The organism is Porphyromonas sp. HMSC077F02 (assembly GCF_001815465.1).
GTDB classification, from domain to species: domain Bacteria; phylum Bacteroidota; class Bacteroidia; order Bacteroidales; family Porphyromonadaceae; genus Porphyromonas_A; species Porphyromonas_A somerae.
The window spans coordinates 13,334-25,958 of the sequence record NZ_KV820683.1 but is presented as its reverse complement, the minus strand read 5'-3'; the positions used below and the strand labels follow the sequence as shown (position 1 = coordinate 25,958).

The following is a 12,625-nucleotide window of genomic DNA, read 5'->3' as shown; positions in this document are numbered from 1 at the left end:
ATATTAACTAAAAAGAGGTACCTTTGAGGAATACTAAATAAGAGAGGACTGGTATAATATATATATGAATAAGTACAGCGACAAAGTAGGAGAAGCCAAGCGCCGGCTTGGGATTGTGGGGCACTCGGCAGGGCTCACTCGTGCGATAGAAGTGGCTTTGCTCATCGCCCCGACCGATGTAAGCGTCTTGGTTACTGGAGAGAGTGGCGTGGGAAAGGAAGCTTTCCCGCAACTCATACATCAAAATAGCATTCGCAAGCATGGCCCGTATGTAGCGGTCAACTGCGGTGCTATCCCTGAGGGCACGATTGATTCCGAGCTATTTGGTCACAAGAAGGGATCCTTTACCGATGCCGTCACCGAGCGTCGAGGCTACTTTGAGGTGGCTAATGGAGGGACTATTTTTTTGGACGAAGTAGGTGAGCTCCCTTTGGCCACTCAGGCAAGGCTATTGCGCGTGCTGGAGTCGGGAGAATTTATGAAGGTAGGCTCTTCGGAAGTTCAGCGTACCGATATCCGAGTGGTTGCTGCCACCAATGTGGACCTAGCAGAAGCCGTAAAACGTGGTCGATTTAGGCAAGACCTCCTCTATCGTCTCAATACGGTCACGATAGAGTTGCCACCGCTAAGGGCGCGGGGCGATGACATCTCTCTACTCTTCCGAAAATTTGCTGGCGACTTTGGAGATAAATACCAGATGCCACCTATCCGCCTTAGTGAGGATGGGAGGGAGCTACTAGAGACCTACTCATGGCCTGGCAATATTCGTGAATTGCGCAATCTTGTGGAGCGACTAAGTGTTTTAGTGGAGGATAGAGTGGTGACCTCCGAAGTGCTGCTTGCACACCTACCTACCAATGCGCTTGTACGCCACCCAGCCATCATCTCTGATTACTATAGGGGAGGAGACGCTCCACACCAGCCAAATGGTCAAAACTTCGACAATAGAGCCGGAGGGGATACACTTGAAAACAATGCCACTCTAGGAGCACTCTATACGATGCTGCGAGATGTGCAGGGCAATGTAGGGGAATTGACTCAGCTCCTCTACAGACTGCTACAAAGCCAGCACATGGCTACCCAGCCTATCCAAAGCCTAGCCGCTCCAGCTCACAACCCCATTACCGACCTAGGGATACAGGAGGAGGAGAGCGAGCTAACTCATGCGGAGGACTTCCACGACCTGCTAGAAGATGGCAAAGTAATAACGCTCAAGGAGATGGAGGAGAGGTACATTGACTATGTACTGAAGAAAAATCACGGTGCTAGGCGACAAACAGCCGAAGATCTGGATATATCAGAGCGAACGTTATACCGTAAACTAAATAGAGAGGGCTAAAATAATGAAGAGCAGTATTCACTTTATAGGAGTAGGCACCATCTTGGCAATCATATTGGCGGGATGCAAGGTTTCATATAGTCTTAATGGAGCCAGTATCGACTACACCAAGGTAAAGACCATCCATATTTCTGACTTTCAAAACCTAGCCCCCATCGTCTACCCTCCTTTGGCGCAAAAGCTATCTGAGGACCTTAAGGATAGATTTCAAAAGCAGACACGGCTTTCGCAAACCAATCAGATAGGCGACCTCAACATAGAAGGGGAGATCGTAGGATATGACCTTACGGCAGAAGCGGTTCAGGCCGATGCTTATGCGGCTAAGACCAAGCTGACGATGAGGGTGAATATCAGATATACCAACACGGTAAATGAGGAGGAGAGCTTTGAGCGAGAATTCACCTCTTTTACCGTCTTTGATAGCTCGCAGATGTTTAATAACGTGCAAGACCAATTGATAGAGGACCTCACGAAGGATATTATCAATCAGATCTTTAATGCCACCGTAGAGAATTGGTAAATTGATGCCCCATAGATATGACCAAAGACGAGCTTAAATCAATCATCGAGCAACCGCATACCGCCGATAAACACCACCTACCAGAGCTACTGGAGCTGAGCAGGCAATACCCCTACTCGGCACCACTGCAGACACTAATACTGCTACTCCTACACAAGGTGAACGACCTGAGGTATGCCAGCGAGCTCCACGAAAGAGCACTAGCACTACCAAATCTTCGAAGGCTCTATACCCAGCTCAATGCCAACCCTACTACTCTTATTCAAAACGATAAAACCCCTTCAATCGAAAGCAAAGACAGCAGCTTCGGACTCATTGATGCCTTTTTGGAGCAGCACCCAGAAGATAGCTCGGACATAGAGGAGCTACTCGATGCCACCCCTGCTACGCCACCAGCAACGCAGACCGTAGTTGAGCAACAAAATACAGAGGAAATAATATCGGAGTTCCTAGACCTGGGCGAGAAAGCAGAGGTGATAGGAGTAACACCCGACACTCCACAAACCTCCGAGCAATCTAATTTCCCATCAAAAAGTACTTCCGCAGACCACCCTATCGAAACAGAGGAAGAACTATTCACCGAAACCCTAGCTCGTATGTACATTCGGCAGGGAAAGTACCAACGAGCCGAACGCATATTAACACAAATAAATTTGGAATTTCCCAAAAAAAGTGGTTACTTTGCCGAACAATTAAACTTTCTCAAGAAACTAATTGAAAACAATTCGGAAAATAGGTAGCAAAAGCCATAAAGGGATGCTCAATTATAGGCACGCACCTCGGATATCCGAAGTATATAGAACAGCATAAAAGTATAGAAAAAAGAGCGTATGTATGTATTTCTTTCAATACTGATCGTATTGGCTTCCATAGCGATTGTCTTCGTCATCACCATCCAAAACTCTAAAGGTGGTGGACTAGCTTCAGGTTTTGCAGCAAGCAACAACGTTATGGGAGTGAGGAGGACCACCGACCTGATAGAGAAGATCACTTGGGGACTGGCAATTGCTATAGCCGTACTCGCAATTATTTCTGTGAAGTGGGCACCACGCAGCACAAGCACCCAATCAGAGAGTGTGATCTCTGACTATGTTGACCAGGCTACCCTGCCAGTAGCACCAGAGGCAGCAACACCATTTGGCGACACGCCTGCCGCTACCGAGGCTCCTGCAGAGCAAACTCCCTCTGAACCAGTGACTGAGTAACAGAGCTAAGAGGCTGAAAGAGATCGTTTTTGTAGACTCAATAGTTGAAAAACTTGGTAGTCTCGTCTTTTTTTGGTTACTTTGCCAATCGTAAGTATAATATATAAGCATTTATAAATAAGAGATGTCACGAATTTGTCAAATCACAGGCAAGAAGGTTATTACAGGTAATAACGTTTCTCACTCTCTAAGAAGAACTAAGAGGACGTTTAAGCCAAACCTTTTTGATAGAAACTTTTACTGGCCTGAGCAAGATTGCTGGATCAGAATCCGTGTGTCTGCAGCAGGGCTACGCCTTATCAATAAGATCGGCCTCAATGCAGCACTTGAGAGGGCTAACGCACAAGGACACCTGAAGGAGATAATTGTCCTGGACAAGTAACTAACAAACACAGCGTATAAAGCAAGGAAGATATGTCTAAGAAAGGTAAAGGCGATCGTGTACAAGTAATACTAGAGTGCACAGAGCATAAGGAGAGCGGTTTGCCAGGGACTTCAAGGTATGTTACCACCAAAAACAAGAAGAATACCACTGGTAGATTGGAGCTGAAGAAGTACAATCCTATCCTCAAACGTATGACAATACATAAGGAGATTAAGTGATAGGTCTACGCAAGGAATAGATTAACGTATAAAATAGAAGGAGCAAGCTATGGCAAAGAAAGCGATGTCGAAGCTGCAGAAAGGCGATGGACGTACTTTCTCAAAGGTTATCAAGATGGTGAAGTCACCTAAGACTGGGGCGTACATTTTCAAGGAGGAGATGGTGCCTAACGAGATGGTTAAGGAGTACGTGAAGAAGTAATCTATCTGCTTTCGACACAAAAATAACATTAGAGGGGGCTGACAATCATAAGGGAAAATAAAAGCGACACTGGTGAGATCAATTATTTCTCACTTCGTTGGATATAGGTAAGAGCTTAAAAGGACTTGATGCAACCTTTTAAGCTTTTTACTTTTATGCAATAATCAAGAGTGGCAAGTAATTAGTAGATGGAGTGGTTACCAATTTCTAAAAAGGAAGTAGAGCAAAGAGGATGGAGCGAGCTGGACGTCATCATCATGAGTGGTGATGCCTACGTGGATCATCCCTCTTTTGCCAATGCCGTTATTGGTAGGGTACTCGAAAGTGCAGGCTACAGGGTGGCCATCGTGCCACAACCCAATTGGCGTGACGACCTTAGGGACTTCAAGAAGCTCGGTAAGCCCAGACTATTCTTTGGTGTATCTCCAGGAAATATGGACTCCATGGTCAATCATTATACCGCTGCCAAAAGACGCAGGTCGGATGATGCCTACACTCCCGATGAGCGCTCCGATATGCGTCCCGACTATCCTAGCTTGGTTTATACCCGTATACTGAGGGACCTATACCCCGATACGCCTATCCTATTGGGTGGCATCGAAGCATCACTTAGGAGGCTTACCCACTACGACTATTGGCAGGATAAGCTACTGCCAGGAATGCCCTATATGAGTGATGCCGACCTAGTGCTCTATGGGCTGGGAGAAAAGTCGGTGCTAGAGATTGCCTCACTACTTGATAAAGGTGCATCGCTAGACAATATCAAACAACTCCCACAAGTAGCCTACACCATACCTGCTGCCCAGTTCACTCCAAAGGAAGATGATATCAAGCTACACAGCCACGAGGAGTGCCTTAAGAGCAAGATGGCGTATGCCAAGAACTTTCGCCACATTGAGGAGCAGAGCAACTCGCTCAATGCTCATAGGCTTTATCAAGAGATCGGAGAGGAGGTCATCGTAGTCAATCCACCCTACCCTCTCCCCACCACGGCAGAGGTCGATAGCTATTACGCACTCCCTTACACCCGACTTCCACACCCTCGATACAGGGGCAAGACCATACGTGCTTACGAGATGATTCGACACTCTATCAATATGCACCGCGGCTGCTTCGGAGGTTGCGCTTTCTGCACCATCTCAGCACACCAAGGGAAGTTTATCGTCTCCAGAAGCCAAGAATCTATTGTAGAGGAGGCAAAGAAGGTGACGAAAATGCCTGACTTTAAAGGGTACATTAGCGACCTTGGTGGACCAAGCGCCAATATGTATCAGATGCATGGAAAGGATATGAATGTCTGCCAAAAGTGCCTACGTCCCTCCTGTCTCTACCCCAAGATATGCCCCAATCTCAATGCCGACCACCGACCACTACTCAATGTATATAAGGCAGTAGATGCCCTACCAGGAGTCAAAAAAAGCTTCATCGGAAGTGGTGTAAGGTACGATATGCTTGTGCACGACTACAAGTCGCCCGACCTTAAGGAGGCGGCAAGGAAGTATACCGAAGAATTGATCCAAAATCACGTTTCGGGAAGGCTCAAAATAGCACCTGAGCATACCTCTACCAAAGTATTAGATATCATCAGGAAACCCTCCTTTGACACTTTCTACAAGTTCAAGAACATCTTCGACCAAATCAATAGCAAGTACCAGCTAAAGCAGCAGCTTGTCCCCTACTTCATCAGTAGCCACCCAGGTTGCACTGAAGCCGATATGGCAGAGTTAGCGGTCATCACCAAGTCACTCAACTTCCATCTAGAGCAAGTGCAAGACTTCACCCCTACTCCAATGACCGTTGCCACCGTCATCTACTATAGCGGTATACACCCCTACACACTCCAAGAGATTCCTGTAGCTAGAGGAAAGAAAGCCAAGGAGACCCAGAGACAATACTTCTTTTGGTATCAAAGAGAGAAGCGAAATGCCATCATCAACTCCCTTAAGAAGATAGGGCGAAACGACCTCATAAAGAGTCTATTTGGCGATCAAGAAATACCCAAGGGTAATAGAGTGCCCACTCGAAAAGGACAGTCTAAGAAGAGAGGACGACGGTCATAAAGCACTGCAATGATTATATGTTGCAAAATGACACCTCTCTCAAGTTAATCATCTATAAACATCAGAGCATACCCCGCGGGGTATGCTTTCTTATTGTTAAATAACCGCTTAGAGTGGTTGTAGATGTTCCATTTATTCCTTTAATTTGCAACTAGTCAAGTAATAAATAATAGCATAGAATACAATGAAAAAAGGATTAATGATTGCTGGAATAGCACTGAGTTGCTCCTTGATAGGAGCAATGGGAGGGGCGGCCGTTTACTCTAATAGCCTAAAGAGTGAAGACGCAACGTACGAAGCGAGGACGTCAGAAGCAGGTGGGGTATTCAAACAACCCAAGATGACCCCCGCACTTTTTTCATCTTCCAGTGGAGCCCCCGACTTTGTAGAGGCCGCTGAGAAAAGTATCAATGGAGTGGTCAATATTCGTAGTGAAGCAACCATAAGCCGGAGACAATCCTCAAGGTTTTTCGATCCATTTGAGTTTTTCTTTGGCATCCCTGGAGGACAAGGCGAAAGCGGTGAAGCTCCTACCCAAGTAGCATTTGGCTCGGGTGTAATTATCAGTACCGACGGATATATCATTACCAATAACCACGTAGTAGCAGGTGCTTCCAAGCTCACGGTAAGCACCAATGACAATAAGGAGTACGAAGCAAAAATCATCGGGACCGATCCCGCTACCGACCTCGCGCTCCTCAAGATTGATGCCACCAACCTCTACCCAATACCATTCGGTGATAGCGAAGCCGTAAGAGTGGGAGAGTGGGTACTTGCTATCGGCAATCCATTCAACCTACAGAGTACCGTCACCGCAGGCATAGTAAGTGCCAAAGGACGTCAAGCTGCACAGCAAGGCGACCTCCGAATCTCCTCATTTATTCAGCACGATGCAGCTGTCAACCCAGGGAATTCAGGTGGTGCTCTAGTCAACACCAAGGGAGAGCTGATAGGCATCAACACCATGATCTACTCACAGACCGGCAACTATGCAGGCTACTCATTTGCTGTACCAGTGAGCATCGCCAGCAAGATTGTCACCGACCTCAAGAAGTATGGCATAGTACAGAGAGCTCAGCTAGGAGTGATGGGAGGTAATATCAATAGTCAATTAAGCAAAGAGTACGACCTTAAGGTCACCGAAGGTGCCTTTATAGCCGATTTCGCTGGCACAAGTGCTGCCAAGCAAGCAGGTCTGAAAGTAGGCGACGTTATCACCTCCCTTAATGGCGTAAAGATACGCAGTATGGCAGAGCTTCAAGAGCAGGTAAGTAAGTACAACCCTGGAGATGAGGTCAAAATAACCGTTGATCGTAAAGGCACGTCACATACCTTCAAGGTAGTACTAAAGAATAGCGAAGGCACCACCAGCATCGTAGAGCAAAGCTCCTTTAGCTCACTCGGTGCCTCCTTCAAAGCATTGGACGAGAAGACTGCTAACAAACTAGGCATCAGTAATGGAGTGATTGTGACAGGGGTAGACCGCCAGGGCAAGTTTGCCGAAGCAGGCATTCCCAAAGGCTTCATTATCCTAGAAGTCAATAACCAACCTATTCGCTCAGAAAAAGAGGTGGTGAGCATCACCCAATCCATCCTTAATAGAGGCGAGGACAAAGTCCTCTTCATCAAAGGGATGCTCCCCAACGGTAGGATAAGATATATTGCAGTAGAGCTATAAAATAAAACTTGTGATCGAATAGTTTATTGTTTTTGTGATTCTGAATAAGCCTCAGTGCTGTGTAAGCACTGAGGCTTATTATTTTTGACAGAAAGTATAAGACTTACACATCTGCAAGTTAAGGAATTTCTTTCAAATACTATAACTATAGCACTGGTATTGATACGCGCTTTTCAGTGCCGGCTGGACGGATCAGCAGAGAGAAGTGACTACCGTCGCCCAGAATCCTATCTTCCGGCAATGGTGCCCCTTGACCACAAGAATTACCGCCTAGTCCTGTAACCCCTAGATCCAAATGGATATGAGTACCAGAGCTCTTAGGAAGTTGATGAGGGTGCGGTGCCAACATCAGCTCAAGCGCTGTCCAAGGGAGCACACTTGCCGACATCGCTTCCTCAGCAATAAAGGCGAGGCCATGACCATTGGCATCGGTCACTTCCGTCCATCTTACCCCCTCACGATTGCCCATACTCTGAGGCTTAGGGAAGGGAACAAACTGCTCCGCTACACTGCTCTTGTATAGCCCTACGTGAGCACCTGCATCTCGGTCGTTATAATTATTAAGCGGACCACGACCATAATAAGTGAGCTGGTCAAACTGTGGTGCCATTGCCAATTCATAGCCCAATCGAGCAAGATTCACCCCCTTCTTATTAGAAGTGATATTGGCGGTGAGTGCTATAGAACCATCGGGATAGACCGTCCATACCTGAGTGGTGACAAACTTAAAGTCCTGCTCCCCCTCGACTGTATCAATCTCAAAATGTCCAGTATATCCGCCCTTCAGCTGATAACGATTCGGTGCCTGACTCTCCACCACATAGAGGATCGAGATAGAGCCATCCTGATTGCGATGAACCTCCTTACTCATCGCCTTATGCGATAAGTTGTGCAGACCATTTTCAATCCAGCCATCCCTAGCCCAGTTATCATTATCCACCGGTGCTCTAAAGGCCGAAAGGCGAGGTCCATTGCCAGCAGTAATCAGTGCCACACCATCATAAGTGTATTGCTCTATCGAACCCGTAGCCTCATCAAATGAGAGCTCAAACTTATCCCCCTTGAGGGTACTTCCCTTGAGCTGTAGAGGCGATGCCCCAGCAGATAGGTCTGATAGCTGTAGATAGTGGTCTCGCTCCTTCAGAAGGAGTTGCTCCTCCATCTGTACAAAACCCGCTTTTGCCCACGGACGATCCTGCTTCAGACGAAGCTCGAAATTAAGGAAAAACTCCTCCGGCTGCTCCATCACTTGTGGACGATTAAAAGGTAGTTCGATAGTTGCCTTGCTCCGTGGCTGGATGGTAGGCATCGGCACCACCTTTTCGGCTACAGCCTCACCCTCACGCATCAACTTCACCACCAGCTCCAGGTCATTCAGAGTGGTAAAATACCGCTTATTAAAGATAGAGATCAGCCCCTTCCCCAAGTCCACCTCCTCGATAGCCACATTCTGGTACACCTTCTTCACCTCCTGATACTCAGGCTTCGGGGTAAGGTCGGGGAGCATTACCCCATTCATACAAAACATACCATCATTCGGCGTGTCTCCGAAATCCCCACCATACGCCATATACCGCTCACCAGTAAGGGCATCGTAGGTGTAGATAGATTGGTCCACCCAATCCCAAATGGCTGCTCCGCAGAAGAAGTTGGTACTCTCCATCGCCTCCCAATAGTCGGCCAAGTTACCCCCAGCATTACCCATACTGTGGGCATACTCACTGATATGGAAAGGGTATTTGATATCGTAGGTACCCTTTACCGCCTCCCTCGTCCATGCAATAGAGGGGTATTGATTAGAGCCCATATCCACGATGCTATTATTCCGCTCGTATTGCACGGGTAGGCTAGGATCAAATTGGTGTAGAGCCTCGTAAGCCGCCTTGAAGTTATCGCCAGGACCACCCTCATTACCCAGTGACCAGATTACGATGGAAGGCGAATTGACCGTAGCAGCCGCCATCTCCATCACCCTTGCCACATGCGCATCTCTAAATTCAGGCACATGCGAGAGCGACGCATCGCCATAGTAGTAGCCATGGCTCTCCACGTTGGCTTCATTCTCTAGGTAAAGCCCATAGAGATCGCAGAGGTAATACCAAATAGGCGTATTGGGATAGTGCGAAAGCCGCACATGATTGATATTGCCTCTCTGCATCAAAGCGATCTCCTGTAGCATCCGCTCCTTGGAAATCGTCTGACCCGTCTCGGGATCCGTCTCATGTCGGTTCACCCCCTTCAGCTTCACCGTCTTACCATTCACATAGAAATACCTTCCGGCAAGACCAAATTCATCCTCCTCGGCGGGTGTCTCCTTGATCACCACCTCTCTAAATCCAGTGACGATAGAGGCGGTCTGCATCACCCTTCCACGGCGGTCCAAAAGCTCCACAATAAGCGTATAGAGATGAGGCTCCTCGGCACTCCAAAGGGCTGGCTCCTTGAGCTCCAACTTCCCCGTCACCACCTTGTATTCATTGGCCTTTACATTTGGCACATCGATAGCAAGCGAGGCACCAGTAAGGTGATTGTTCTGCGAATAAAGATCATTCCGATAGAGTGTGTAGCGGAGTTGATACCCCTTCAAGCTCCTCTTGCTCTGATTGCGAAGCTCCGCCGTCAATTGCAGCGCTCCCTCCTTATAATCATGGCTCAATGAAGGAATGGCGATCAAATCCCTAATATGTGCCTCGGGCTGAGCTGTGAGGTAAACCGAACGGAAAATGCCTGGCAGACGGAACATATCTTGTGCCTCGAGAAACGATCCATCACTGCTACGATATACCTCCACCGCCACCTTATTCTCCCCCTTCACTAGATAGGAAGTAATATCAAAGGCAGCACGATTGCGTGAGTTTTTGCTAAAGCCTACATACTGCCCATTAATCCAAAGGTAAAAGAAGCTATCTACCCCATCGAAATTGAGCATCACCCGCTCCCCCTGCCAATCTTCGGGTAGCGTGAAGCTCCTCACGTACGAGCCCACCTCGTTACGATGCTTATAGGTGGTCCAAGTAGGGTCCGGCTCCCGCATCACCCCACCCTTCCAATCGCCTACCTTTACGGTATGATGAAAGATAAAAGGCTGATTGACATAGATCGGTGTACCATACTTCAGGGAGCCATCCTTTTGGATCCCCTCCACATTCCACGCACTCGGCACCTCGATATCATCCCACGTAGAAGTATCAAAGGTCGTTTTGTAAAACTCCATGGGCCGCTCCGAAGGATTGCCCACCCAGTGAAACTTCCAGATCCCATCAAGGCTCTTGTAGTAAGCACATTCCTCCGAAGGGAGGTAGGCACGAGCCCCCTCGTGGCTCTTAAAGCTAAAAAAGTAAGCCCTCGGTTGCTCCTTATTATAGCTCAGCTGAGTAGGCGACTCCCACTCACGCCCTGTAGGGCTTTTCATATTCCCATATTCAAAGCCCGCAATCTTGTGGAGCTGCTGGGCACCCACTTCTCCTCCCCACATAGAAAGAGCAAGGAGTAGTAGGGCAAGCCTAGTCATTCGAATAGTCCGCATCATTCCTTTTTAATCCTTATACCCAACCGTTCCGTTTCACGTATCAAACAGTTTCGTTTCACGTATCAAATAGTTCCGTTTCATATATAAAAAGAAGTGGCAGGCATGCGTCCACTGCACACCCACCACTTCTCCTAATGATCACATTATAGGCCAATATTATGGTCTATCCTTTCAAATTCTGCTTACTTAATAACGCCAAGTTCGCGACCCACCTTCTCAAAGGCAGCCACCGCTCTATCAATATGCTCAGGCTCGTGGGCAGCAGAGAGCTGTACACGGATACGTGCCTCGCCCTTTGGTACCACTGGATAGTAGAAACCAGTCACATAGATACCCTCCTCTAGCATACGAGCAGCAAACTTCTGGCTCAGTGGGGCATCGTAAAGCATCACAGCACAGATAGCACTCTGAGTAGGCTTGATATCAAAGCCCAGCTCCAGCATCTTGGTGCGGAAGTGCTCCACATTGCCCATTAGCTTAGTGTGGAGGTCATCACTCTCCTCTAGCATCTTGAAGAGCTCGATACCAGCACCCACCACTGCAGGAGGTAGAGAGTTACTAAATAGATATGGACGGCTTCTCTGACGAAGGAGCTCAATAATCTCCTTACGACCAGTAGTAAATCCACCTACCGCACCACCAAACGCCTTACCAAGGGTACCAGTGATGATATCAATGTGTCCGTAAAGGTCGAACTTCTCCGAAACACCTCTACCGGTCTTACCAACCACACCAGCGGAGTGGCACTCGTCCACCATCACAAGGGCATCGTACTTCTCAGCCAAAGCACAGATCTTATCCATAGGAGCCACATTACCGTCCATGGAGAAGACACCATCAGTCACGATGATACGGAAACGCTGTGCTTGAGCCTCTTTCAGACGCTCCTCTAGCTCCTTCATATCGCCATTGGCATAGCGGTAGCGCTTTGCTTTACATAGCCTTACACCATCAATAATAGAGGCGTGATTAAGGCTATCACTAATTATGGCATCCTCATCCGTGAGAAGTGGCTCAAATACACCACCATTGGCATCAAAGCAAGCAGCATAAAGGATGGTATCCTCAGTGTGGAAGTAGCGACTGATCGCAGCCTCAAGCTCTTTGTGAATATCCATAGTACCGCAGATAAAGCGAACTGATGATAGTCCAAATCCACGTCTGTCCATTGTCTCCTTAGCGGCCTTAAGAAGTCGCTTGTTGTTGGAGAGCCCTAGGTAGTTATTGGCACAAAAGTTGAGCACTTTCTTATGCTCCCCATTTTGATCCACAGTAATTTCTGCAAACTGCTCACTTGTAATGATGCGCTCCTCCTTGTAGAGACCAGCTTCTCTTGTCTCCTTTAGCTCTTTCTGAAGGTGTGCTTTGATAGATCCGTACATAATATTAATACTAATTTTATAGTTAGATGTGTGGTAATGAATACCTATTATTTTTCGTTCCCTCAAAGATACCTATTATTCTACAATTCACCTCAGCAACCACCCAT

11 protein-coding genes are annotated in these 12,625 nt (G+C 47.5%); 9 read left to right on the top strand and 2 right to left on the bottom strand.

The window, feature by feature from the left end; translation table 11 throughout:
- Positions 1-64 precede the first annotated feature (64 nt).
- From HMPREF3027_RS07305 to HMPREF3027_RS07270, 9 genes are all read left to right on the top strand, one after another.
- On the top strand, positions 65-1,339 hold the full coding sequence (locus HMPREF3027_RS07305) for a sigma-54 interaction domain-containing protein (protein ID WP_070707841.1): 1,275 nt from the start codon (positions 65-67) through the stop codon (positions 1,337-1,339).
- A gap of 4 nt (positions 1,340-1,343) precedes the next feature.
- Positions 1,344-1,859, top strand: coding sequence for an LptE family protein (locus tag HMPREF3027_RS07300; protein ID WP_021903511.1), 516 nt, complete (start codon positions 1,344-1,346; stop codon positions 1,857-1,859).
- 17 nt (positions 1,860-1,876) lie between these two features.
- On the top strand, positions 1,877-2,599 hold the full coding sequence (locus HMPREF3027_RS07295; RefSeq protein ID WP_070707839.1) for a hypothetical protein: 723 nt from the start codon (positions 1,877-1,879) through the stop codon (positions 2,597-2,599).
- Between the two features lie 90 nt (positions 2,600-2,689).
- Positions 2,690-3,064 (top strand): preprotein translocase subunit SecG, encoded by a 375-nt coding sequence (gene secG / locus HMPREF3027_RS07290; protein WP_021903513.1) that lies wholly within the window; start codon positions 2,690-2,692, stop codon positions 3,062-3,064.
- A 124-nt stretch (positions 3,065-3,188) separates the two neighbouring features.
- The gene (gene rpmB, locus HMPREF3027_RS07285) at positions 3,189-3,446 is read left to right on the top strand and encodes a 50S ribosomal protein L28 (RefSeq protein ID WP_018027680.1); all 258 of its coding nucleotides are present in this window, start codon (positions 3,189-3,191) and stop codon (positions 3,444-3,446) included.
- 32 nt (positions 3,447-3,478) lie between these two features.
- Positions 3,479-3,667, top strand: coding sequence for a 50S ribosomal protein L33 (rpmG, locus tag HMPREF3027_RS07280; protein WP_018027679.1), 189 nt, complete (start codon positions 3,479-3,481; stop codon positions 3,665-3,667).
- 49 nt (positions 3,668-3,716) lie between these two features.
- Complete coding sequence (locus tag HMPREF3027_RS09445) at positions 3,717-3,869, top strand: DUF4295 domain-containing protein (RefSeq protein WP_021903514.1); 153 nt, start codon at positions 3,717-3,719, stop codon at positions 3,867-3,869.
- A 188-nt stretch (positions 3,870-4,057) separates the two neighbouring features.
- Positions 4,058-5,929: a YgiQ family radical SAM protein gene (locus tag HMPREF3027_RS07275; RefSeq protein ID WP_070707838.1), complete on the top strand. Its 1,872-nt coding sequence runs from the start codon at positions 4,058-4,060 to the stop codon at positions 5,927-5,929.
- A gap of 184 nt (positions 5,930-6,113) precedes the next feature.
- Positions 6,114-7,607, top strand: coding sequence for a Do family serine endopeptidase (locus HMPREF3027_RS07270; RefSeq protein ID WP_070707837.1), 1,494 nt, complete (start codon positions 6,114-6,116; stop codon positions 7,605-7,607).
- A gap of 145 nt (positions 7,608-7,752) precedes the next feature.
- Here HMPREF3027_RS07270 and HMPREF3027_RS07265 read toward each other — a convergent pair whose 3' ends face one another.
- Together HMPREF3027_RS07265 and kbl are read right to left on the bottom strand one after the other, a co-directional pair.
- Complete coding sequence (locus tag HMPREF3027_RS07265; protein WP_246830558.1) at positions 7,753-11,136, bottom strand: glycoside hydrolase family 2 TIM barrel-domain containing protein; 3,384 nt, start codon at positions 11,134-11,136, stop codon at positions 7,753-7,755.
- 182 nt (positions 11,137-11,318) lie between these two features.
- Positions 11,319-12,518, bottom strand: a complete 1,200-nt coding sequence (kbl, locus tag HMPREF3027_RS07260; RefSeq protein WP_021903619.1) for a glycine C-acetyltransferase — start codon at positions 12,516-12,518, stop codon at positions 11,319-11,321.
- Positions 12,519-12,625 lie beyond the last annotated feature (107 nt).

Coding starts and splice junctions, on each gene's coding strand:
- HMPREF3027_RS07270 (WP_070707837.1), top strand. CDS start 6,114: ATGAAAAAAGGATTAATGATTGCTGGAATAGCACTGAGTTGCTCCTTG.
- HMPREF3027_RS07300 (WP_021903511.1), top strand. CDS start 1,344: ATGAAGAGCAGTATTCACTTTATAGGAGTAGGCACCATCTTGGCAATC.
- secG (WP_021903513.1), top strand. CDS start 2,690: ATGTATGTATTTCTTTCAATACTGATCGTATTGGCTTCCATAGCGATT.
- HMPREF3027_RS07305 (WP_070707841.1), top strand. CDS start 65: ATGAATAAGTACAGCGACAAAGTAGGAGAAGCCAAGCGCCGGCTTGGG.
- kbl (WP_021903619.1), bottom strand. CDS start 12,518: ATGTACGGATCTATCAAAGCACACCTTCAGAAAGAGCTAAAGGAGACA.
- rpmB (WP_018027680.1), top strand. CDS start 3,189: ATGTCACGAATTTGTCAAATCACAGGCAAGAAGGTTATTACAGGTAAT.
- HMPREF3027_RS07275 (WP_070707838.1), top strand. CDS start 4,058: ATGGAGTGGTTACCAATTTCTAAAAAGGAAGTAGAGCAAAGAGGATGG.
- rpmG (WP_018027679.1), top strand. CDS start 3,479: ATGTCTAAGAAAGGTAAAGGCGATCGTGTACAAGTAATACTAGAGTGC.
- HMPREF3027_RS07295 (WP_070707839.1), top strand. CDS start 1,877: ATGACCAAAGACGAGCTTAAATCAATCATCGAGCAACCGCATACCGCC.
- HMPREF3027_RS07265 (WP_246830558.1), bottom strand. CDS start 11,136: ATGATGCGGACTATTCGAATGACTAGGCTTGCCCTACTACTCCTTGCT.
- HMPREF3027_RS09445 (WP_021903514.1), top strand. CDS start 3,717: ATGGCAAAGAAAGCGATGTCGAAGCTGCAGAAAGGCGATGGACGTACT.